The 22,430-nt window shown below is 66.7% G+C and carries 23 protein-coding genes; 16 read left to right on the forward strand and 7 right to left on the reverse strand.

Annotated features, from left to right (window positions below; all coding sequences use genetic code 11):
- Nucleotides 1-240 precede the first annotated feature (240 nt).
- Nucleotides 241-2,241 (forward strand): long-chain fatty acid--CoA ligase, encoded by a 2,001-nt coding sequence (locus C5B90_RS13455; protein ID WP_115882202.1) that lies wholly within the window; start codon nt 241-243, stop codon nt 2,239-2,241.
- Between the two features lie 129 nt (nt 2,242-2,370).
- The gene (locus C5B90_RS13460) at nt 2,371-4,278 is read left to right on the forward strand and encodes a cation:proton antiporter (RefSeq protein WP_115882204.1); all 1,908 of its coding nucleotides are present in this window, start codon (nt 2,371-2,373) and stop codon (nt 4,276-4,278) included.
- Nucleotides 4,279-4,328: 50 nt separating this feature from the next.
- Here C5B90_RS13460 and C5B90_RS20865 read toward each other — a convergent pair whose 3' ends face one another.
- The 6 genes from C5B90_RS20865 to nasA form a co-directional block, all read right to left on the reverse strand.
- On the reverse strand, nt 4,329-4,499 hold the full coding sequence (locus tag C5B90_RS20865) for a hypothetical protein (RefSeq protein WP_199517491.1): 171 nt from the start codon (nt 4,497-4,499) through the stop codon (nt 4,329-4,331).
- Between the two features lie 350 nt (nt 4,500-4,849).
- Nucleotides 4,850-5,983: a thiolase family protein gene (locus tag C5B90_RS13465; protein ID WP_115882206.1), complete on the reverse strand. Its 1,134-nt coding sequence runs from the start codon at nt 5,981-5,983 to the stop codon at nt 4,850-4,852.
- Nucleotides 5,984-6,113: 130 nt separating this feature from the next.
- A complete protein-coding gene (locus C5B90_RS13470) occupies nt 6,114-6,293 on the reverse strand; it encodes a hypothetical protein (RefSeq protein ID WP_115882208.1) in 180 nt (59 codons plus the stop codon).
- 2 nt (nt 6,294-6,295) lie between these two features.
- Nucleotides 6,296-8,053, reverse strand: a complete 1,758-nt coding sequence (locus C5B90_RS13475) for a nitrite/sulfite reductase (protein ID WP_115882210.1) — start codon at nt 8,051-8,053, stop codon at nt 6,296-6,298.
- A gap of 265 nt (nt 8,054-8,318) precedes the next feature.
- Complete coding sequence (locus C5B90_RS13480; RefSeq protein WP_115882211.1) at nt 8,319-8,951, reverse strand: molybdenum cofactor guanylyltransferase; 633 nt, start codon at nt 8,949-8,951, stop codon at nt 8,319-8,321.
- 58 nt (nt 8,952-9,009) lie between these two features.
- Nucleotides 9,010-11,124 (reverse strand): assimilatory nitrate reductase NasA, encoded by a 2,115-nt coding sequence (gene nasA / locus C5B90_RS13485; RefSeq protein WP_199517492.1) that lies wholly within the window; start codon nt 11,122-11,124, stop codon nt 9,010-9,012.
- A gap of 348 nt (nt 11,125-11,472) precedes the next feature.
- Here nasA and C5B90_RS13490 point away from each other — a divergent pair, with 348 nt between their 5' ends.
- The 5 genes from C5B90_RS13490 to C5B90_RS13510 all read left to right on the forward strand — a co-directional run bounded on the left by C5B90_RS13490 (nt 11,473) and on the right by C5B90_RS13510 (nt 14,875).
- Nucleotides 11,473-12,885: an ATP-binding protein gene (locus C5B90_RS13490; RefSeq protein ID WP_115882215.1), complete on the forward strand. Its 1,413-nt coding sequence runs from the start codon at nt 11,473-11,475 to the stop codon at nt 12,883-12,885.
- Nucleotides 12,886-12,935: 50 nt separating this feature from the next.
- Nucleotides 12,936-13,547: a hypothetical protein gene (locus tag C5B90_RS21050; RefSeq protein WP_233512000.1), complete on the forward strand. Its 612-nt coding sequence runs from the start codon at nt 12,936-12,938 to the stop codon at nt 13,545-13,547.
- A gap of 50 nt (nt 13,548-13,597) precedes the next feature.
- Nucleotides 13,598-14,422: an MBL fold metallo-hydrolase gene (locus C5B90_RS13500; protein ID WP_115882217.1), complete on the forward strand. Its 825-nt coding sequence runs from the start codon at nt 13,598-13,600 to the stop codon at nt 14,420-14,422.
- Nucleotides 14,419-14,631: a hypothetical protein gene (locus C5B90_RS13505; RefSeq protein WP_115882219.1), complete on the forward strand. Its 213-nt coding sequence runs from the start codon at nt 14,419-14,421 to the stop codon at nt 14,629-14,631. Before C5B90_RS13500 ends, C5B90_RS13505 begins: the two co-directional genes overlap by 4 nt.
- Before the next feature lie 61 nt (nt 14,632-14,692).
- Complete coding sequence (locus C5B90_RS13510) at nt 14,693-14,875, forward strand: hypothetical protein (protein ID WP_233512002.1); 183 nt, start codon at nt 14,693-14,695, stop codon at nt 14,873-14,875.
- Nucleotides 14,876-14,899: 24 nt separating this feature from the next.
- Here the strand turns inward: C5B90_RS13510 and C5B90_RS13515 are convergent, their stop codons facing one another.
- A complete protein-coding gene (locus C5B90_RS13515) occupies nt 14,900-15,883 on the reverse strand; it encodes a DUF5787 family protein (RefSeq protein ID WP_199517493.1) in 984 nt (327 codons plus the stop codon).
- 126 nt (nt 15,884-16,009) lie between these two features.
- Here C5B90_RS13515 and C5B90_RS13520 point away from each other — a divergent pair, with 126 nt between their 5' ends.
- The 9 genes from C5B90_RS13520 (at nt 16,010) to C5B90_RS13560 (ending at nt 22,410) form a co-directional block, all read left to right on the forward strand.
- Complete coding sequence (locus C5B90_RS13520; RefSeq protein ID WP_115882223.1) at nt 16,010-16,819, forward strand: DUF6517 family protein; 810 nt, start codon at nt 16,010-16,012, stop codon at nt 16,817-16,819.
- A gap of 237 nt (nt 16,820-17,056) precedes the next feature.
- Complete coding sequence (locus C5B90_RS13525; RefSeq protein ID WP_115882225.1) at nt 17,057-18,292, forward strand: translation initiation factor IF-2 subunit gamma; 1,236 nt, start codon at nt 17,057-17,059, stop codon at nt 18,290-18,292.
- 22 nt (nt 18,293-18,314) lie between these two features.
- Nucleotides 18,315-18,683, forward strand: coding sequence for a twitching motility protein PilT (locus C5B90_RS13530; protein WP_115882546.1), 369 nt, complete (start codon nt 18,315-18,317; stop codon nt 18,681-18,683).
- A 7-nt stretch (nt 18,684-18,690) separates the two neighbouring features.
- Complete coding sequence (locus C5B90_RS13535) at nt 18,691-19,263, forward strand: DNA-directed RNA polymerase (RefSeq protein ID WP_004041780.1); 573 nt, start codon at nt 18,691-18,693, stop codon at nt 19,261-19,263.
- A complete protein-coding gene (gene spt4 / locus C5B90_RS13540) occupies nt 19,263-19,460 on the forward strand; it encodes a transcription elongation factor subunit Spt4 (RefSeq protein ID WP_004967450.1) in 198 nt (65 codons plus the stop codon). Before C5B90_RS13535 ends, spt4 begins: the two co-directional genes overlap by 1 nt.
- A 2-nt stretch (nt 19,461-19,462) precedes the next feature.
- Nucleotides 19,463-20,002: a GTP-dependent dephospho-CoA kinase family protein gene (locus C5B90_RS13545; protein ID WP_115882227.1), complete on the forward strand. Its 540-nt coding sequence runs from the start codon at nt 19,463-19,465 to the stop codon at nt 20,000-20,002.
- 68 nt (nt 20,003-20,070) lie between these two features.
- Entirely contained in the window at nt 20,071-20,376 is a 306-nt protein-coding gene (locus C5B90_RS13550) for a 30S ribosomal protein S24e (protein WP_004976369.1), read from the forward strand.
- A 33-nt stretch (nt 20,377-20,409) separates the two neighbouring features.
- Nucleotides 20,410-22,068, forward strand: a complete 1,659-nt coding sequence (locus tag C5B90_RS13555; RefSeq protein ID WP_115882229.1) for a bifunctional N(6)-L-threonylcarbamoyladenine synthase/serine/threonine protein kinase — start codon at nt 20,410-20,412, stop codon at nt 22,066-22,068.
- 63 nt (nt 22,069-22,131) lie between these two features.
- Nucleotides 22,132-22,410, forward strand: a complete 279-nt coding sequence (locus C5B90_RS13560) for a DUF5808 domain-containing protein (protein ID WP_004967454.1) — start codon at nt 22,132-22,134, stop codon at nt 22,408-22,410.
- Nucleotides 22,411-22,430 lie beyond the last annotated feature (20 nt).

Consider the following 22,430-nt stretch of genomic DNA (forward strand, 5'->3'; position numbering starts at 1 on the left):
GTCGGCGGGGTCGACCAGTTCGGCCAGTCCGGCCAGTCCGGCCAGTTCGGCCAGTTCGGCCAGTTCGGCCAGTTCGGCCAGTTCGGCCGAGTCAGCCAGCCCGGGCAACGCGCTGACACTGCCGCTGCCGACCCAAAAGTGCCGCGTTCGGGGTCGAAATCAGCGTTTCCCCGCGGTACCGCGGTGTTTCAACAGACCCAACGTACATAGTTTTAAATGTTGAATCATTACTAACAGAGCATGGACTGGCGGGACGCGGAGGCGGCGTTCGACGACCCTGTCATCGAGCGGACGACCCTCCCACGGATGTTCGAATCGAGCGCGTCGCGGAACGCCACGCGAGTCGCACAGCGGTACAAAGGCGGCGTCTACCGACGGTCGCTGGTCGCCGAGGGCGTCGTTCCGGCGGCCCCCGACGGCGACTACGCCGACCTGACCTACGAGGAGATGCGGGGCATCGTGCGCCGACTCGCGGCCGGGTTCCGCGACCTCGGCATCGAGACCGGCGACCGCGTCGGTATTCTCGCGCACACGCGCATGGAGTGGGCCCAGACGGACTTCGCCGTCCTCGGCGCGGGCGGCGTCGTGACCACGGTGTACACCTCGTCGTCGGAGCGACAGGTGCAGTACCTGCTTTCGGACCCCGGTGCGAACGCCGTCGTCGTCGAGAACGAAGAGCTGTTGGAGCGCGTGCTCGCCGTCGAAAACGAGTTGGACCTGCGGTTTATCGTCGTCGTGGACGAGTACGACGGCCACGACGACCGCGACGACGTGCTGACGCTCGGCGAACTCTACCGCCGCGGCGAGGAGGTGTACGACGAGGCGGCCTACGAGTCGTGGCTGGACGAGCGCGACCCCGACGACCTCGCTAGCCTCATCTACACCTCGGGGACGACCGGCCAGCCGAAAGGCGTCCAACTCACCCACTGGAACTTCCGGTCGAACGTCAACGAGAGCTACCGGCGGTTCGGTCCCCGCCCGGACAAAGGCGACACGCCGGTCATCGGTCCCGGCTCGGTGGCGCTGTCGTTCCTGCCGCTCGCCCACGTCTTCGAGCGCATGGCGGGTCACTTCATGATGTTCGCGGCGGGCGCGGCGGTCGCCTACGCCGAGAGCCCCGACACGCTTCGCGAGGACTTCCAACTCGTCCAGCCGACGACCGGGACGAGCGTCCCGCGGGTGTACGAGAAGCTCTACGATGCGATTCGAGCGCAAGCCAGCGAGTCGCCCGCCAAAAAGCGCATCTTCGAGTGGGCCGTCGGCGTCGGGCAGGCGTACCACACGACCGACGCGCCGGGCTACCTGCTCACCGCGAAACACCGCCTCGCCGACCGCCTCGTGTTCGGGCAAGTGCGCGAGGCGCTCGGCGACAACCTCGACTTCTTCATCAGCGGCGGCGGAAGCCTCTCGGCCGAACTGTGCGCGCTCTACCACGCGATGGGCCTCCCGATTTACGAGGGCTACGGCCTCACCGAGACCTCGCCCGTCATCTCGGTCAACCCCCCGGAGGAGCCGAAAATCGGCACTATCGGCTACCCGCTTCGGAACGTCGAGACGAAACTCGACACGACCGTCGTCGGCGACCAACTCGGCGACGCGGGCGGCGAGGTGGGCGAACTGCTCGTCCGCGGGTCGAGCGTCACCGAGGGCTACTGGAACAACCCCGAGGAGACCGAGGCGGCGTTCGTCGAGGACGACGAGGGCAACCGCTGGTTCCGCACCGGCGACGTGGTCGAACTCCGGCCCGACGGCTACATCACCTTCCGCGAGCGCGCCAAGCAGATTCTCGTCCTCTCGACGGGCAAGAACGTCGCACCCGGCCCCATCGAGGACGCCTTCGCCTCCTCGTCGGTGGTCGAACAGTGTATGGTCCTCGGCGACGGCCGCAAGTTCGTCTCGGCGCTCATCGTGCCGAGTTTCGACGGCCTGCGGAAGTGGGCCGACGAGGAGGACATCGACCTCCCGGAGGACCCGAAAGCCATCTGCCGCGACGACCGGGTGTACGAGCGCATCGAGGCCGAAGTGGAGGCGGCCAACGAGAACTTCGAGTCCTACGAGCGAATCAAGCAGTTCCGCGTCGTCCCCGAGGAGTTCACGGAGGGGAACGACCTGATGACGCCGACGATGAAAAAGAAGCGCCGGAACATCCTCGACCGCTACGCCGACGAGGTGTCTCTCATCTACGACGAGGACCGCCGGAGCGAAGAGCGGCGGGGTGGCGGGCAAGCCGCGACCCAGTAACATCCGACAGCCGAAACGTCCCCAGCCGTTTTTTTGGCCCAACGACCCCCGAGTCCGCGGAAACACCGCCCGAGATGTGTGGACTTATCTTCCGTCGTCACATGGACCGAATCAATGGAGGCGATATAAGTGGCCACAGCAGGAGGAGCCAACCTCATCCCGCTCGTCGCCGCGATAATCGGCATCGGCGTGGTCTCGCAGGTGCTTTCGGACCGGTTTCAGGTCCCCAGCGTCGTGTTCCTCATCGCGTCGGGCATCCTGCTCGGTCCGGAGGTCCTCGGCGTCATCTCTCCCGACTCGTTCGGGAACGCACTACAGGCCATCGTCGGTCTCTCGGTCGCTATCATCGTTTTCGAGGGTGCGTTCCACCTTCGAATCGACAAGCTACGGGAAGCGCCGGCCGCGACGTTCCGCCTCGTCACCGTCGGGGCGATAATCTCGTTCGTCGCGACGGGCGTCGTCGTCCGCTACGCGCTCGGCGCGCCGTGGCCGGTATCGTTCCTCGTGGGCGCGCTCCTCGTCGCGACCGGGCCAACGGTCATCGCCCCGATTCTCGAAGTCGTCCCGGTCCGCGACCGAGTCGGCGCGGCGCTCGACACGGAGGGTATCGTCAACGACGTGACGGCGGCTATCGTCGCCATCGTCATCTTCGAGGCCATCCTCGAAGGCGTCAGTAGCCCCGACGCCCTCGTGGTCCTGTTCGCCGAGCGCCTCGGCGTCGGCGTCGTCATGGGCGCAATCGTCGCCGGGGCGCTGTACTACGCGCTCCGGTACGTCGACCTCTCGCCGGGCAACGCGCCGCAGAACGCGCGCCTGCTCGTCCTCGCCGGCGCGCTCGTATCCTACGCGGCCGCCGACTACGTCGCTACGGAGGCCGGCATCGCCGCGGTGGCGACCGCCGGCATCCTCCTCGGCAACGCGGACGTGCCGTACGAAGAGGAGATTTCGGCGTTCAAAGGCGACATCACGCTGCTCGTGCTGTCGTTCGTCTTCATCGCCCTCGCGGCGCTGTTGGACTTCCAGAACCTCCTGAACCTCGGCGTCGGCGGCCTCGCCGTCGTCGCCGCCGTCGCGCTCGTGATTCGACCGCTGTTGGTCTTCATCTCGGCACGCGGCGACCGCTTCACGAGAGAAGAGAAGCTCTTCATGAGCTTCGTCGGCCCGCGCGGCATCATCCCCGCGTCCGTGGCCTCGCTGTTCGCCATCGCTCTCCAAGAGGAGGCGACACGGCTCGCGGCCGAGGGACTGACCCAACAGGCCGCCGCGCTGAACCAGAGCGCCTCGATTCTCGTCGGCACGGTGTTCCTCGTCATCTTGACGACCGTCGTCTTCGAGGCCGGCCTCGCTCGCCAGATCGCAGAATACCTCGACGTCATCCCAATGCGTGTACTCATCATCGGAGGCGGGAAAGTGGGCCGTGCGCTCGCCGAACGCCTCGCAGACCGCGGAGAGAACGTGGTCCTCATCGAAGAGGACCAAGAAGTAGTCCAGACGGCCCGGAACATGGGCTTTACCGTCCATCACGGCGATGGAGCCGACACGAGCGTCTTACGCTCCGCGGGGGCCGCGAACGCCAAGTTCGTGGTCGCCGCGACCGGCGACGACGACGTGAACCTGCTCGTCGCGCAGTTGGCGAACTCGAAGTTCGAACCCGAGAGCGTCCTCGCGCGGGCGAACAACCCCGACAACGTCGAGGCGTTCGAAGAACTCGGCGTCCGGACCATCTCGTCGACCATCGCCACGGCGCAGGCGCTCGACAACTACATCGAGCGTCCGTCGATGTCGAACTGGATGGGCGAAATCGGCCGCTCCGGCGACGTCCAAGAGGTCGAGGTCACCGCCGAGAAACTCATCGGTCGGACCATCCGCGAGGTCGGACCCGAACTGCCCGACGGCTGTCTCATCACCCTCGTCTCGCGAAACGGCGACACGACGGTCCCCAACGCGGAGTACACGCTCCAAGAGGGCGACCGCATCACCATCATCGGCGAGCGCGAGGCCGTCCGGGACGCAGAAGAGTTAGTCAACCCCGAATAGCGGCTCTCGCCGCCCCCTGAATTTCGGTTTTTCGCGTCGTCCCCGACAGGTCAGCGCCGCGCCCAGCGGACGAACACCGCCCAGTAGCCGACGGTGAGCGCGACGAGGACGTACCAGACGGGCGCGCCGAGGTCGGGCCTCGGAACGAACCCCGCGGAGGCGGCCCCGGCGGCCACCAGCGCCGCGAACGCCCCCGACAGTACGGTCGTCGTGAGGTTCATCACCGGGATACTCTCGACTTCCGGAGTATGAACGTGACGGAAGGCGCACGTCTGTTCGTGAGCGTTAGCGGCGGAGAAACGAGCGGGAGGCGACCGTCGCGTCGTCTCCCGGTCTCACCGACTTCGCTTCGAAAACCGAAACAAAAACAGCCGAATTCTCGCCCTACCTGCTGAACTCGATTGCCACACCGCTGCCACCTTTTTCCCTCACTTCGCTCGGCAAAAATCTGGACCAAAAAACAGCCGAATTCTCGCCCTACCGACTGAACTCGATTGCCACACCGCTGCCACCTTTTTCCCTCACTTCGCTCGGCAAAAATCTGGACCAAAAAAACAGCTGAACGCTCGCCTTACCTGCTGAACTCGATTGCCGCGCCCTGACCGAAGCCGACGCAGAGCGACGCGAGGCCGCGGTCCACGTCGCGCTTCTGCATCTCGTGGATGAGCGTCACGGGGAGGCGCGCGCCGGACGCCCCGAGGGGGTGGCCGAGCGCGATTGCGCCGCCGTTGACGTTGAGTTTGTCCGCGTCGATGCCGAGTTCGCGGCGGGAGTACTCACACTGGCTGGCGAACGCCTCGTTGATTTCGACGAGGCCGTAGTCGTCGATGTCGGTGCCGGCGCGGTCGAGGAGGCCGCGGGTGGCCGGGACCGGGCCGATGCCCATGACCGTCGGGTCGACGCCAGCGACGTTGTTCGTGCCGACCGAGGCGAGCACGTCGAGGCCGTGTTCGTCGGCGAACTCGCGGCTGGTGACGAGGACCGCGGCCGCGCCGTCGGTTATCTGCGAGGAGTTGCCGGCGGTGACGGAGCCGTCGCCCGAGAAGGCGGGCTCGAGACCGCCGAGAATCTCCATCGAGGTGTCGCGGCGGATGCCCTCGTCCTCGGTGACGACGCCGTCGTCCGTCTCGACCGGGACGATTTCGTCGTCGAAGCGGCCCGAGTCGGTCGCCTCGGCGGCGCGCTGGTGGCTCCGGAACGCGAACTCGTCTTGGGCCTCGCGGGAGACCTCGTGCTCGTTTGCGACTTTCTCGGCAGTCATCCCCATCTGGAGTTGGAAGATGTTGTACTGCTCGCTCAGTTCGGGGTGGAGGTGCTGGTAGGAGTCGCCGTCCATCGGCACGCGGGACATGCTTTCGACCCCACCGGCGACGATGCACTCGCGGTTGCCAGCGGCGATGGCGTCGGACGCGGAGATGATAGCCTGCATCGAGGAGGCGCACCAGCGGTTGATGCTCGTCGCGGGCGTCCCCTCGCCGAGGTCTGACAGGAGCGCGATGACGCGGGCGACGTTGTTGTCCTGTTCGGTGCGCTGTTGGGCGACGCCCCACATCAGGTCCTCCACGTCGTCGGGGTCGACGTCGTGTTCGTCGAGGATGTGGTCGATGAGCGTGACCGAGAGGTCCTCGCTTCGAACGTCTTCGAACACGCCGCCCGCCTTGCCGAACGGCGTGCGGTACGCGGCCGCGATGACTGGCTCTGGCATGGCACATCATCAGGGTTCGAACACCATAAATAGTTTAGAACTCACTATTCGTCGTAACGAGTTGTTCTTCGGGTCGAAAAACGCCGAGAAAGCGGTGAAAGTGGAGACGACGGCACCGAGTCTCGGAACGTCAGGAACGAGTGGCGGAGTCGCTGTCCGGCCGACCGGGGATTCCGCCGGTACCCGCGTCGGCAACCGTTGGCTCCGCCGGGAATAGTTCCGGCGCGACGTCCGCCGAGGCGTGCTCGAAGGCCACGTCGTCGGCGTCTGCGTCGTCCGCCGGGTCGTCGGATGCGATGCGTTCGGTCATGTTCAGTCGCTCGTGACCGGCTGTTCGGCCTTCGCTTCCTCTTCTTCGGCGAACGGGTACCACGACTGCTTGGCGTCGTGCATGTACGGCGCTTCGAAGTCCGTCTCCTCGGGGACACAGTACTCGGTGACTGCTTCGGTCCCCTCGGCTTCGACCCACTCGCGGAACGTCTGTCCGGGCTCGCGGCGCTCGGCGAACGCTTCCACGAGCGAGGCGATGGCACCCGGCACCTCGTCGGCCGGGATGCGCTGTCGAACCCACTCGACGAACGACGGGTCCTCGCCGATGCCGCCGCCGACGCCGATGTCCATGGCCTCGACCATCTCGCCGTCCTTCTGGGCGCGCATGCCGAACAGGCCGATGTCGGCCGTGTTCGCCTGCCCGCAGTCGGCGGTACAGCCGGAGTAGTGAATCTTCAGTTGGCTCACGTCGTCGGGCACGTCCACGTTGTCGCGGAGCCACCGGAGCATCCGGGCGGTCCGGGCTTTCGTCTCCGTGAGCGCGAGCGAGCAGAACTCCGTCCCGGTGCAGGCGACCGTGCCGCGCTGGAACGGGTTCGGGACGGGCGTGTGTTTTCCGAGGAGCGGCTCGGCGAGCAGGTCGTCGAGCTTCTCCTCCGGCACGTCCATCAGAAGCGGGTTCTGACGACGGGTGAGGCGGACCTCGCCGGAGCCGTACTCGTCGGCGATGTCGGCCAGTTCGATGGCGTCGGACGCCGTGAGCCGGCCGACGGCGACGCTGAGGCCGACGTAGTAGTCGCCGTTGGCCTGCTCGTGGACGCCGATGTGGTCGTGTTTCCCGTCGGACTCCGGGCGGCCCGCGTTGTAGGTGTATTCGTCGCGGATGTTCTCGCCCGCAGACTGGAGTTCGAAGTCGACGTACTCCTCCTGGAGCAGGTCGCGAATCTTCTCCGTGCCCCACTCGTCCACGAAGAAGCGACTGCGGGCGCGAGCCCGAACGTCGCGGTTGCCGTGTTCGTGGTAGAGTTCGACGAAGCCGCGGACGACCTCGTAGGCGCGGTCCTCGTCGGCGACGAAGATGTCGAGGTTGCGGGCGACGCGCGGCTTTCGGGAGCCGAGGCCGCCGCCGACGCGGACGTTGAAGCCGGTGACCGTCTCGCCGTCAATCTCCTTCTTCGCGGGTTCGAGCCCCACGTCGTTTATCGAGTCCTGCGCGCAGCCCTCCCGGCAGCCGGTGACGCTGATGTTGAACTTCCGCGGCATGTTCGACAGGGCGTCGTTCCCGCGGAGGTCCTCTTGGAAGCGGTCGAGAAGCGGCTGGGACTCGACGAGTTCGTGTTTGTCGCGGCCGGCGACCGGACAGCCGGTGATGTTCCGCATGGTGTCGCCGCCGGCGGACCGCGAGGAGACGCCCGCCGCTTCGAGCTTCTCCCAGACCTCGGGGATGTCTTCGAGTTCGAGCCAGTGGAGCTGAATCGACTGGCGCGTCGTCAGGTCCAACCATGCGTCGCCGAACTCGGGGTTCTCGACCGGCCCGGACGCGTAGTCGCGCGCGACCTCGCCGATTGCCCGGAGCTGTCCCGGTTCGAGGACGCCGTTGGCGTTCGTCAGCCGCATCATGAAGTACGAGTCTTGGCCCGTCCGCTGCTGGAAGACGCCCCAGAACTTGAAGCGCGTGAACCACTTGTCGCGCTCGTCTTCGGGGATGGCGTCGATGCCTTTCTCGGCGAACTCCTCGATCTTCTCGCGGACCGCGTCGCCGTAGAGCTCCGACTTCCACGCTTCCTTCTTACTCGCCATTTCCGACCACCAGTGGGCAATCATCCACTATTCCTGTGCGTTTGTTTGCGAACTTGGTCATGTTTCGTGATAACACGACTCGACAGAGGTTCATAAGAGTATTCGTTGATAATCTTTAGAAATCGGCGCTATAGGCCGTATTCGTCCATTCTATAACCGAATATTCCGAATATAAGGTTGTATTTTGGGCAGTTAGTCGGGCGATTATTGGATAACCACAATTGAACATAATGGAAGATGATGTGGTATGGGGCTCGAACGCGACTCACCGACGAGCGGCGAGCGCGCGCAAGTCGTCGAAGGAGTTCACGTTGTGAAACGCGTGCGTTCCGGCGTGAGCCTCCACTTCGCGGTCGTCGAGGACGGTGACGTTGAGCGCGGACATCACGGCCTGTAGGCGGTCGTCACCGGCGCGGATGGTGTCGGTACAGGCGACCACACCGGCGCGGCAGTGGATGACTGCGGGGAGCGGTTGCATCGTCTCAGAGACTCGTGGGACGACGCCGGCGCCGCCCTGCAGGCGACCGAAGAGGTGCGAGATGAACCCACTCGGAACGAGCGGCATGTCGCACGGGAGGACCGCCGCGTACTCGGCGCTCGTCGCCCGCAGTGCAGTTCGCAGGCCGAAGACCGGCCCCCGGTCGGGGTGAGAGTCCTCCGCGAACCGGACGTCGAAGTCCAAGAGCGCGCCGGCGAGCGCGTCCCGCTGTTCGGCGCGGCAGTTGACGACGAGTTCGTCGACGACGGGGTCGAGCGAGGCGGCGACCCGGTGAATCATGGGCTGGCCGCCGACGGTGGCCGTCGCCTTGTCGATGCCGCCGAATCTGGTCGACCGGCCGCCGGCGAGGATGATGCCCGCACGGCCGGTGTCGAGGTGGGGGTGCGACTCGTCGGCCATTCTCAGGCGGCGGCGCGTTCGAGTTCGCGGGGCCGTCCGCCGGCGGCGGCGAGCGCCATCAGTCGCTCACCTCGGCCGCGAGGAGGTCGGTTGACGCGGTCGCCTCGGGGTGTTCGAGGCGGACGGCGCACTGCTTGAAGTTCGGTTCGTTCGACTGCGGGTCGACCGCAGGGCTGGTAAGTCGATTAGTCATCGGATGGTGAATAGAGAGCCAGACGAGGCCCGGCGGGACGGCGTCGTCGGGGTCGAGCGTCGCCGGGACCGACGCCCGGCGGGAGACGACAGTGGTTCGGCGGTCGCCCTCGGGGTCGGCGACCGCGTCGCGGTGCGCGTCGATAGTGTCGGGGTGCGCGCGGGCGACCGGCTGGTCCGGCGTGTCGCTCCGCGTGCGAACTCCGGTGTTGTACCCGTCGGCCTCGCGGCCGGTCGTGAGCGTCAGCGGGTACGACTCGTCGGCGGGTTCGGGGAGCGACGACCCAGAGAGCGCGCTGAACTGCGCCTTCCCGGACGCTGTCGGGAACGACCACGTCGGGTCGCCCGACTCCCCGTCGCCGGCGTCGTAGTAGCGGTAGCCGCCCTCGCTCGTCGGGTCCGGCGCGGGCCAGCGGACGGCGCGCTCGCCGTCGAGTCGGGTGTACGAGAGCCCCGAGCAGTCGGCGTCCGTGCCCTCGGTGAGGGCGGCGAACTCGTCGAACAGGTCGCTCGGCGAGACCGACGGTCTCGGGAGCAGTCCGGGCGCGACGCGGGCGGCCACGTCGGCGATGATGTCGAGGTCCTGTCTGACGCCCGGCGGCGTCTCGGTGGCCGGACGAACCCGCGAGACCGTCCGTTCCATGTTCATCGTGGTCCCCTCGGACTCACCCCACGTCGCCGCGGGGAGCACCACGTCGGCGAGTTCGACCGTCTCGGAACGGAAGGCGTCCTGCACGACGAGGAAGGAGTCTTCGAGGACCTCACGGGCGGCCGTAGCGTCCGGGAACCCGGCGAGCGGGTTGGTCGCGACGGTCCAGACGACGGACGGCGACGACTCGAACATGCCGACCGGTCCCGGTCCGTTGTCGTCAGGGAGCCGAGACACGGGCACGTCCCACGCCTCGGCGACGGTCCGGCGGTGGTCCGGGTGTTCGAACGGTCGGTGGCCGGGCCACGTCCCCTTCGAAGAGACGACGCGGGTGCCCATCGAGTTCGCCTGTCCGGTGAGAGAAAAGGGACCAGAGCCGGGGCCGAGGTTCCCAGAGGCGAGACAGAGGTTCACGAGCGCGCCGGCGGTAGCGGTACCGCGGACGCTCTGGTTGACGCCCATGCCCCAGTAGACGAGCGTGGGCGCGTCGAGGAGCGACGCCAGTTTCTCGACTTCGTCGAGGGTGACGCCGGCGTCCGACGCCGCCTCCTCGACCGGGGGGAGTTCGTCGACGACTCGGTCGAACCCCTCGGTGTGTTCCGCGACGAATCCCTCGTCCACGCGGTCGGTCTCGACGAGATGGCCGAGAACCGCCTGCGCCAGCGCGAGGTCGCCGCCCGGGTCGATGGCGACGTGGTCATCGGCGACCCCCGCGGTCTTCGTCTCGACGGGATCGACGACGACGAGGTCGCCGTCGTCGGCCGACTGTCGAATCCACCGGAACATCACGGGGTGGGCGACGGCCGGGTTCGCCCCCCAGACGAGGTGCGTCTCCGCTTCGGGGATGTCGTCGTAGGTCGGCGGCGGCGCGTCGCTCCCGAAGGCGCGGTAGTAGGCTTTGACCGCGCTCGCCATGCAGAGCGTCGTGTTCGCGTCGTAGTTTCGGGTGCCGATACCGCCGCGGGCGAGTTTCCCGAGGGCGTAGGCGGCCTCGTTCGTCTGTTGGCCGCTCCCGAGGACAGCGACCTCGTCGGGGTTGTCGGCCATCGCGTCGGTGATGGCGTCGCCGACGCGCGCGAGCGCGTCCGACCACGAGGTCTGACGGAGTTCGCCGTGTTCCCTGACGAGCGGTCGCGTGAGCCACGACCCATCCGGGTCGGCCGATTCGCGGATGCCGCGACCGCAGGCCAGCCCGTTGTTTACGGGGTGTGAAGGGTCCCCCCGAACCGCTTCCAGCCCGTACGAGGTGTCGGAGCCGAGGTGGACGTGTCCACAGCCCACGGCACAGCGCATGCAGGTCGTCGGGACTTGTTTCGCCACGCGATTCACCACCGGCTATTCGTCGAGGATGTACCGCATTTGGGCGGGCATCTCGTTCCATTCGTGAATATCATTTCACTATCTTGGCTCACAGTGGCGGAAGATAACCATAAAACCCTAATCGTTTAAGAAAGGATATTTTCCCCGATTATTCTGAAGAAAGAGACAATATACAAGCGTGTGAAAGGAATATAATCGCGTAATAAATCCATTTTCGGATATGTTTTTGAATTGTTTTTCTGAAATTAACGTCACACGGTGGAGTCGTGCCGAGTTCCTTGTCATCGGGGAAGTTCGGTCGCGCGCACCAGCGGCGGCGCTCCGACGCTCTTATGCGTCTCCCCGGGCAATTTCTGGGGGATGAGTGAACGGGCGCTCGAGGTTGTCGAGTTTCTGCTGACGGCCCACCTCTACACCGACGACCGAACGCTTGACGAAAACGACCTTCCCCCGCGGTATCGACGCGTCTTCTGGGCGGACGCCGAGGACGACGGCGACGAGGACGACTCGTCGATGGCCGGCATCGAGCGACCGCTCGTTGTGACCGAGTCCATCGCGCGGAAGGCGACCGGCGTGGAACACCCCTGGGACGCGATTTCCGACCTCATGTTCACCCAGCGCGAGGACTTCTCCGGCCGCCTCTCTCTGACGCAGCCCGAGATGGCGCTGGAGTGGTTCGTCAAACGAGCCGACTACGACCGGCTCGTGACGAACCCGACGGTCGCGAAGTCGGTCGAGGACCGAGACGACGTGGACGTGACCCACGCGGAGGCCAGAGAACAGACCCGGCCGATTCACGCCGACCGCGTGTGGATAGACAGCCTGCTGGACGAGTACTTCGACGACGAGGACGACGCCGAGATGCTCGACCTCGTGCAGGTCCGCGCGCCCGAGGAAATCGAGATGACCCTCGACGACCTCGTGCTCACGACGGACCAGGAAGGCGAGATTCACAAGTTGATGAAGGCCATTGAGCACCGCGAGTACCTCGCGGACATCGGCCTCCGCGAAATCGGGAAAATCCTCTTCGTCGGGCCGCCGGGGACTGGCAAGACCACCGTCTCGCGGGCGCTCGCCCACGAGCTCGGCCTCCCGTTCGTCGAGGTGAAGCTCTCGATGATCACGAGCCAGTACCTCGGCGAGACGGCCAAGAACGTCGAAAAGACCTTCGAGGTCGCAAAGCGGCTGTCGCCGTGTATCCTCTTTATCGACGAGTTCGACTCGGTGGCGAAGACCCGCCGGTCGGACGAGCACGCGGCGCTCAAGCGCGCGGTCAACACGCTGCTCAAGAGCATCGACGACATCTCGCTGATTCGCGACGAGGTCATCCTCATCGGCGCGACCAACCACCCCGACCAGCTCGACTCGGCGGCGTGGCGGCGCTTCGACGAAATCGTCAACTTCCCCAAGCCGGACCGCGGGATGCGCGCCGACATCCTTCGGGTCATCACGAACCGGATGGACATCGACGAGTTCGACCCCTCGGCCATCGCCGACGTGACGGAGGGCCTCACCGGCTCCGACCTCCGACTCGTCCTCCGCGAGGCCGTCCTCGAAGCGCTCACCGAAGAGCGGATGGAACTCACGCAGGACGACCTGCTGGAAGCCGTCGCCGACTTCGAAGAGCGTGACAACCTGAAGAACCTCGACATGATGTCCGACTCGTCGGAACTCGTCGCGGGGTCGGGTTCGGACGACGGTCACGACCACGACCACGACCACGCGGACGAACACGAAGGCGAGACGCAGAAAGACGCCGGCGCGGCGCAGTAACGCTCCCTTTCTGACAAAACATTTACTAGTGAGCCGCAAACGGCGAGCCGATGCCCTCCAGCAGACGCCGATTCGTTCGCACGATTGTGGCGGGCGGGGTTCTCACGGCGCTTTCCGGGTGTACGTCGGACCTCGAACCGTCCACCGAGACACCCCTTCCCGAACCGGAGTCGAATCCTGCGCCCGCCTCTGGTGACCCGATTACAATCTCGCGCGACTACCGAGACTCGTCGAAGTACGACTACTATCCGGACACTGCAGAGATTCGACGACGCACCGGTTATCGCAAACACGTGAACGAGTCGGGAACGACGAAAGAGCCGATATACGACCGGGAACCGGCATCGTCGTGGGTGACGCGAGTCGGTGGGACCGTCGCAGGAACCGAGGCGATGGCGACGGTTCGGGAACGACTCGGCGTCGAGTCGTTAGCTGATATCAGCCGAGGAATTGGCTACGACGACGGGGACGTGAGACGGGTGATGTTCGCCTACGAGGTGTGGCCGAACCGGAGCGGTGAAGCACGAACGCCGTCCGTCGAATTCGAGGCGCTCGTCTCGGCGGTTCCGCGCACGGTTACTGCGAACCTCCAGTTCGAAGCGACGACGCTCTCGGGGACGTTCCACCCCGTGGTCGAGTTCCGGCAGATATACCGGTCCTGACTCGCCGCGGTCGGCCACGTTTATACCTCACCGCCCCCGTGGTTGAGTCAATGCGCGTGACCCTCCTCGGGACCGGCGACACGACCGGCACGCCCACCGTCGGGTGCGACTGCGAGACCTGCCTCGCGGCCCGCGAGCGAGGCATCGAGCGGACGCGCTTTTCGGTCCACGTGCAAAACGAGCGGACCGGCGAGTCGCTCCTCGTGGACTTCAGCCCCGACTTCCGCCACCAGTTTCTCACGCAGGACGTGCCGCTTCCCGACGAGGCCTTAGTCACCCACATCCACTTCGACCACCTCGACGGTCTCGGGAACGTCTACCGCCTCCTCGACGACCTCGCGGTCCACGCCGCCGACGAGGTCGACCCGGTCACGGGCGAGAGCGTCGCCGACGCGATTCGCTCGAAGTTCGACTACCTCGACCGCATCTCGGTCGAAGACCAGACGCCGTTCGAGTCGTTCCGCGCCTGCGGCCTCGACGTGACGTTCGTGCCGGTCGTCCACCCCCCGCTGGTCTGTTACGGCGTCGCCATCGAGGACCCCGAGACGGGCGCGAAGCTCTCGCTTTCTGGCGATTCCACCTACGCCATCCCCGAGGAGTCCCGCGACGTGCTCCGTGACCCCGACCTGCTTCTCGCCGAGGCCATCGTCCCGGCGTCGGTCTGCGAGTACCACCCCATCGGCGGCGACGACTACGACGAAAACGGGGTCGCACGAACCTTCGGCACGAAGCACATGACCCGCGAGGGAGCCATCGCGCTCGGCGAGGAATTGAACGCCGACGAGACCCGCCTCGTCCACGTGGCGCACTACTACCCCGCCGACGAGGCGTTCGAGGAGCCGCTGGCGGTCGACGGCGAGGTGTACGACCTGTGAAGCTGCGAACCGTCGCCGAGGACAAGGCGTTCAGGTATCTCATGGTCGCCGGTGTCGTCGCAGCCGCGGGCAACTTCGTCCTGACGTACGTCGATACGGGCCAGTTGGACGTCTTCGGCGTCGTCGTCCAGGTCGTTTTCGTCGCCGTCATCGGCGTCGCGCTCGTCACCTACTGGAACTACATGGAACAGCGGGCCGACGCGGAGTGAGGCCCGGGAGCGAACCCGGCGGTCCGGTGCGGTTTTGCGACCGGAGCGCGTCGGGACGGTCGTGTCCGATATCGTCGCTGCGCTCCGATACAGCACGCCGCTGGCAGTCGTCGCCGGCGTCATCTGGTTCCTCGTGGCCTCGTGGTCCGGCGAGCCGAACTGGGTCGAGGGCGCGGTGTTCGTCGTCGGTTTCGGCGTCGTCGCGACGCTCGGCTGGGTTTACTCCGACGAGCGAGACGACTAGCGGCCCGACGAGCGGCAGGGCGAGTCAGCCGAACCGGTCGAGTCCCGACTGTCTGCGGACCACGCCGGTCGGGTCGGCGACCCAGTCCGTCCGCGACTCGCGGAGGCCGTCGCGGTCCAGTTCCGGCGGGTCGGCCGCCTCGAACGCCGAGCAGTCGGCACCGCACTCGGAGCCGGGGTCGACCACGCGGTCGAAGTGGGCGCAGACGGGGCGACCGTCGGCGTCGACGCGGGCGTGGGCGCAGGCGGGGAGGTCGTAGGCGCGCCACCCTTTTCCGTAGGCGCGCTCGGCGAGTCGGAGGCGGGCGGTTCGCTTTTCGGCGGGCGAGACGAGCGCCACGTCGGTGTGGAGCGAGTGGTACTCGACGGGTTCGACGCCGGTAGAGTGCGGAGAAAGCGGGCGGGCCTCGCGGACCACCTCCCGGTCGCCGGTGCCGGGGTCGAAGCGCCAGACGCCGACCTCCTCGGGGATGCGGTTGAGGTGCGCGCCGGTGACGTAGCTCTCAGTCGTGAGAATCACTTCGTCGAAGACCGCGAGGCTCACGTCGAGGCGGAGTTGTCGAAGCAGGTCGCCGGGAGTGCCGAGGTCGGGCTTGTTCTCGATGCCGACGAGTCGGGCGAACCAGTCGTCCGGATAGCGGGCGGCGCGGCGGACGTACTCTCTGCTCCGGCGGCGCTCGGACTCGAAGAAGCCGACTTCGACGGCGCGGTCGGTGGCACGCCGGGCGCGTCCCGGGTGGCAGTCGAAGCCGTCACGCCAGAAGACGGCGCTTCCGGCCCCCACGTCGCTCTCGATGGCCGTTGCGGGAATCGCGCAGTCGGTGATACGGGCGCGCTCGTCGAATCCCGGCCCCGGGACGACGGCGCACACGTCGATGATGCGGCTCCCCGGCGAGGCGACCGACGCGCCGAGTTGGCGCGCGGGGAGCCAGTCGGTCGTCTGTTCGAGGTGGGCGCAGAGCGCCAGTTCGAAGGCGAACTCCGACGGCGACGACACCGGAGCGGGCACGTGAGACGGTCGGTGACGGAGCGGCAAAAAGGTCGCTCTCGGACCTGCCGATGGGTCGCCCCGGTGTTCTCGTATTTGATTTTTAGGGAGGTACATATTTGAAACAGAGCACGGCAGTACTGACCGATGAAGGGGGAAGACAACGCAGCCCACAGTATCAGACGGAGAACGTACCTCGGTATCGCGGCCAGCGCGGGCCTCGCGGGACTCGCCGGCTGTAGTTCCGGAACGACCGCGAGCGCCGCGCGGGCACCGCCAAAGGTGCCGGAGGGGACGCTCGAAGCCGGCGGCTGGGAGTACATCGGGGGGCACTCGCTGGACCCGGCGTTCGAGCGGTCGGCTGGCCCGGCGAGCGTCTCCGCGGCGTTCGAGACGCTCGTCTACGAAGACATGGACCTCGCGGAGACGCTGAAAGAGAAGACACTCGGACAGGCCGAGGGGCAGTTCTCCCTGTTCTTCGCGACGCGCGTGACGCTCAATCCGAGCCTGTCGAACCTCCCGGAGACGGTCCGCGGGACGGTCGTCGACTTGGTCGAGAAGCACGCGCGGAAACACTACGAGGGGCAGTTGGAAGACGTGGACGTCACGGATATCGAACAGACGGACACGCGGACGACGACAGTCGACACCGGCGACTCGGCGCGCGTGACCGAGTACGGGGCCACCATCGCCTTCGACGAGATCACGTTCCCGTTCACCGACGAAAAGGAGTTCACTATCGAGAGTCAGGAGTTCGACGTGAGCGGGATGCTCGCCGTCTGGGAGCACGACGGGACGATTCTCGTCGCGGGTGGCGCACACCCCGGCGAGAACATCGAACTCAGCGTGACCAAGGAGCCGACCGAGGCCATCGAGGTCTCGGTCGACATCGACCTCGAACTCACGCCGGACGCCTACCGAGACGAGCTTCGCTCGCTCGTCAAGGGCGTCGAATAACCGACGGATTCCGGAGCCGATAGCCGTTCGAGGGGTTACTCGAATCGGTCTACGAACCGTCGTGCTGGGGGGCACGACGACCCATTTTTCGAGGCGTCGCCGGGAGCGGGAGACGCCGCTGAATCGCCGCGCGCGGTGTGTGACCGCCCGACGTAGCCACAGCAGCCCCGGTCCGAGAACAGCACCTTTATCAGTCGTTCGGAGCCAAGTTCACGCAAGATTACTCTCAGGAGGTCAATGGTGACGAAAAACCCACAACAACCGGAGGTGAACATCGGACTCGTCGGTCACGTCGACCACGGAAAGACGACGCTCGTTCAAGCGTTGTCCGGCTCGTGGACGGACCAACACTCGGAGGAGATGAAGCGCGGTATCTCCATCCGACTCGGGTACGCCGACGCGACGTTCCGTCAGATTCCCGGCGTTGACGCGCCGGAGTGTTACACGGTCGAAGAGGAGACCGAAGACGGCGAGGAGACGGACGTACGCCGCACCGTCTCGTTCGTCGACGCGCCCGGTCACGAGACGCTCATGGCGACCATGCTCTCTGGTGCCGCCATCATGGACGGCGCCATTCTGCTCGTGAGCGCGACCGAGGACGTGCCGCAGGCCCAGACGGCCGAGCACCTGATGGCGCTCGATATCATCGGCATCGAGAACATCGTCATCGCGCAGAACAAGGTCGACCTCGTCGACCGCGAGCGCGCCCTCGACAACTACGAGCAGATCAAGGAGTTCGTGGAGGGAACGGTGGCCGAAGACGCGCCCATCGTCCCCATCAGCGCCCAGCAGGAGGTCAATCTGGACCTCCTCATCGAGGCCATCGAGGAGGAGATTCCGACGCCCGACCGCGACGAGACCGAAGACAGCCGGATGTTCGTCGCGCGCAGCTTCGACATCAACCGCCCGGGAACGACCTGGGACGGTCTCATGGGCGGCGTCATCGGCGGCAGCGTCGTCGCCGGCAAGCTCGAAGCGGGCGACGAACTCGAACTCCGCCCCGGCCGCGAAGTCGACGAGGAGGGCCAGACCGAATGGCGCTCCATCACGACCGAGGTCCGCTCGCTGCAGGCGGGCGGCAACATGGTCGACGAGGTCCGCCCCGGTGGTCTCTGCGGCGTCGGGACCGGTCTCGACCCGAGCTTCACGAAGGGCGACGCGCTCGCGGGGCAGGTCGCCGGCGAGCCCGGCACACTCCCGCCGACGCGCGAGCAGTTCACCATGGACGTGGAACTGCTCGACCGCGTCGTCGGCGGCGAGGAAGACGAGGGTATCGACGAGATATCCACCGGCGAGCCCCTGATGCTCACCGTCGGAACCGCGACCACGGTCGGCGCGGTGACGAGCGCGCGAAGCGGCGAGGCGGAAGTCTCGCTCAAGCGCCCCGTCTGCGCCGCCGAAGGCGCGAAGATAGCCATCAACCGCCGCGTGGGCGCCCGCTGGCGGCTCATCGGTATCGGGACGCTCAAGTGACGTGACCGCCACCGTAGTCGTCATGGACACGAACGCGCTCATGATGCCGGTCGAACTCAACGTCCGCGTGTTCGACGAGCTCGACCGGCTGCTCGCGGCCGACGCGGACCTCGTGGTCCCCACGGCCGTCCTCGACGAGCTGGAGAAGCTCTCGTCGGGCGCCGGGACCGAAGGCGTCGCGGCGAGCGTGGGCGCGGACCTAGCGACCCGGTGCCGGGCGGTCGAAACCGAGGAATCGTACGCCGACGACGCGGTCGTCGAACTCGCCGAATCGGGCGAGGTCGACTACGTCGTCACGAACGACAAGCCCCTCCGTGACCGGGTGCTCGACTGCGGGATTCCCGTCGTCGGCATCCGGGGGCACGCCACGCTGGCAATCACGGAACCTTAACGAAACTATGTACAAACGGGTACGACTCAAAGATACAGTCGAAGTCCCACCCCGACACCTGGGCGACGTGACGCCCGAGCGGGTCAAGCGACTGTTGCAGGACAAGTTGGAAGGACGGATGGACGAAGACGTGGGGAGCGTCGTGAGCGTCGTGAACGTCAACGACATCGGCGAGGGCACCGTGCTGCCCAACCGCCCCGGCGTCTACTACGAGGCCGATTTCGACGCCATCACCTACGACCCCGACATGCAGGAGGTCGTCGACGGCATCGTGGTCGAAGTCGTCGAGTTCGGTGCCTTCGTCGGCATCGGCCCGGTCGACGGCCTGCTGCACGTCTCGCAGATATCCGACGAATACCTCGCCTACGACGGCGAGAATCAACAGCTCGCGTCGACCGAGTCCAACCAGACGCTCGCCGTCGACGACGAGGTTCGCGCTCGCATCGTCACGAAGAGCATCGACGAGCGCAACCCGCGCGACTCGAAGATCGGCCTCACGGCCAAACAGCCGGGGCTCGGCAAGCACGGCTGGCTCGAATCGAAGCGCCAGCAGAGCGAGGCCTCGGCGGAGGGTAACTGATGGCGAAGCCCCGTCTCGCCTGCCGCGAGTGCCACTTCGTCAACGAGCCGGACAAACAGACGTGTGAGAACTGCGGGTCGAGCAGTCTCACCGAAGACTGGGCGGGTTACGTCGTTATCACCCACCCCGAAGACAGCGAAATCGCCACCGAGATGAACGTCACCGAACCCGGTGGCTACGCGCTGAAGGTCCGCTGAGCATGCTCACCCTGCCGACGGCGCTTCGCGCGGCGTTCAAAGAGCCGTTCGGCCCGGTGTACACCGAGGCCGACGACCTCCTCGCAGACGCATCCAGCGAGGACGCGGACGCGCCGCTCGTCGCCGTCGGCGACGTCGTCACCTTCCACCTCCGCCGCGCCGGTCGCCCGCCGGACGTGGCCGTCATCGACGGCAAGACGAAGCGCGAGGCCGTCGGCGAGGAGATTCGCCGCGCGGTCGAGACCGGCCGCCTCGTCGAGGTCGAAAACGAACCGGGGACCGTCTCCGTCGCGCTCGTCGAGGCGCTCGTGGCCGCGCTCGACGCCGACGAACCGACGACGCTCCTCGTCGAGGGCGAAGAGGACCTCGCCACGCTCCCGGCGGTGCTCGCCGCGCCCGTCGGTTCGACCGTCGTCTACGGCCAACCCGACGAGGGAATGGTCCGCGTGACCGTCACCGACGCGGCCAAGACCGAGATGCGGGACCTCCTCGCGCAGTTCGACGGCGACTTCGACGCCGTGGTTGCGCCCATCGACGCCTGAGACGCGGGCGCGCTCGTCCCTTCGAAATCCTTTTACTTGCTTCGGGGGGAATTACTGGTAACTGAACCATGGATATCGAAATCATCTCCGAGGAGGAGAACCCCATGTTGCACCGGACGGACGTTCGATTCGAGATCGTCCACGAGGAAGCGACGCCTTCCCGTCTGTCGGTCCGCGACTCGCTCGCGGCCAAACTGAACAAGGACTCCGACGAGGTCGTCGTCCACGAACTCGACACGAAGTTCGGCATGCGCAAGACCGCGGGCTACGCGAAGGTCTACGAGAGCCCCGAGTTCGCGCGCGACGTCGAGCAGGAGCACATGCTCGAGCGCAACAAGATCACCGACGCCGAAGTCGAAGCCGAAGAGGCGTAGTCCCGGCTTCGAACCGCCGTTTCTTCACACTCGATGCGCATTCTCGGAATCGAAGGTACAGCGTGGGCCGCGAGCGCCGCGGTTTTCGAGACCGACGACCCCGACGCGCTCCGCTCCGGAACCGAGCGGACGCCCGACCCCTCGGCCGACCACGTCTTCATCGAATCTGACCCCTACCAGCCCGACAGCGGCGGCATCCACCCGCGCGAGGCCGCAGAGCACATGGGGACTGCCGTCCCCGAGGTCGTCGAGACCGCGCTCGCGCACGCCGCGGAGCGACACGACGGCGACGGCCCCGTCGTGGACGGCGTCGCCTTCTCCCGCGGCCCCGGTCTGGGGCCGTGTCTCCGTATCGTCGGCACCGCGGCCCGCTCGGTCGCCCAGACGCTCGACGTGCCGTTGCTGGGCGTCAACCACATGGTCGCGCACCTCGAAATCGGCCGCTATCAGTCCGGTTTCGATTCGCCGGTCTGTCTGAACGCCTCGGGCGCGAACGCCCACCTGCTGGGCTATCACAACGGTCGCTACCGCGTCCTCGGCGAGACGATGGACACCGGCGTCGGCAACGCCATCGACAAGTTCACCCGCCACGTCGGCTGGACCCACCCCGGCGGCCCGAAAGTCGAGGCGGCCGCGAAAGACGGCGACTACGTCGAACTGCCGTACGTCGTCAAGGGGATGGACTTCTCGTTTTCCGGCATCATGAGCGCCGCGAAGGACGAGGCGGACGCGGACACGCCCGTCCCCGACATCTGCGCCGGCCTGCAGGAGACCATCTTCGCCATGCTCACCGAGGTGGCCGAGCGCGCCCTGTCGCTGACGGGGACGGACGAACTCGTCCTCGGCGGCGGCGTGGGCCAGAACGCCCGCCTGCGCGAGATGCTCGCGGAGATGTGCGACCAGCGCGGCGCGAAGTTCCACGCGCCCGAACCGCGGTTCCTCCGCGACAACGCCGGCATGATTGCCGTGCTGGGCGCGCGGATGCTCGCCGCGGGCGACACGCTCGCGGTCGAGGAATCGACCGTGGACCCGAACTTCCGCCCCGACCAGGTCGACGTGACGTGGCGCGGCGCGGACGAGTCGGTCGCGCGCGCCTACACCGATGACGGCGCGATTCGCGGGGCCGAGGCGACCGTTGACATCGGCGCTGACGAGGTCGTCAAGCGGCGCGTCCCGAAGACGTACCGCCACCCGGAACTGGACGACAAACTCCGCCGCGAGCGAACCAAAGCCGAGTCGCGGCTGACGAGCGACGCCCGGCGCGCCGGCGTTCGGACGCCCGTCATTCGGGACATAGACCCCGTCGAGGGTGTCATCACGTTCCAGCGAGTCGGCGACGCGGACCTCGCAGAGCGACTGGACCCCGAGTCCGTCCGCGTCGTCGGCGAGTACCTCGCGCGCCTCCACGGGGCCGGTATCGTCCACGGCGACCCGACCACGCGGAACGTCCGGGTCGGAACGGGGCCGGACGGCGAACCGCGCGTGTATCTCATCGACTTCGGCCTCGGCTTCCACACGGGTCACGTCGAGGACCACGCGATGGACCTCCACGTGTTCGCCCAGAGCGTCGAGGGGACCGCGGACGACGCCGACCCCCTCATCGACGCGCTCGAATCGGGCTACGAGGCCGTCGGCTCCGAGGAGGTTATCGCCCGGTTGCGAGAGGTCGAGTCGCGCGGCCGGTACCGGTAACGGGCGCGGACTCCCCGTCGGAAGGCCAAAACGATTTATCCCGAGCCGGCGTATTCGTCTCATATGGCAGACAAACCGCAGCGCGGAACGCTTTTCGGCATCCCGTACAACTTCGAGCGCCCGAGCGCCGGCCGACTGCTCTCGTCGTACTGGCAGCCCGGCAAGGGCATGCTGGTGGAGAAGCCGTTCGGCATCGGCTACACGCTGAACCTCGCGAGCTGGCGGTCGTGGGTCGTCCTCCTCGTCGCCGGCGGCCTCCTCTGGAACGAGCGCCAGAAGGCAGAAGAAAAGGAAGACGAGGCCGAGGCCGACGACGGCCCCGTCGAAGTCATCGTCGACTGAGGCGAAGCGACCGACACCGA

Origin of the sequence: Haloferax sp. Atlit-12N (assembly GCF_003383095.1) — an archaeon.
Taxonomy (GTDB): domain Archaea; phylum Halobacteriota; class Halobacteria; order Halobacteriales; family Haloferacaceae; genus Haloferax.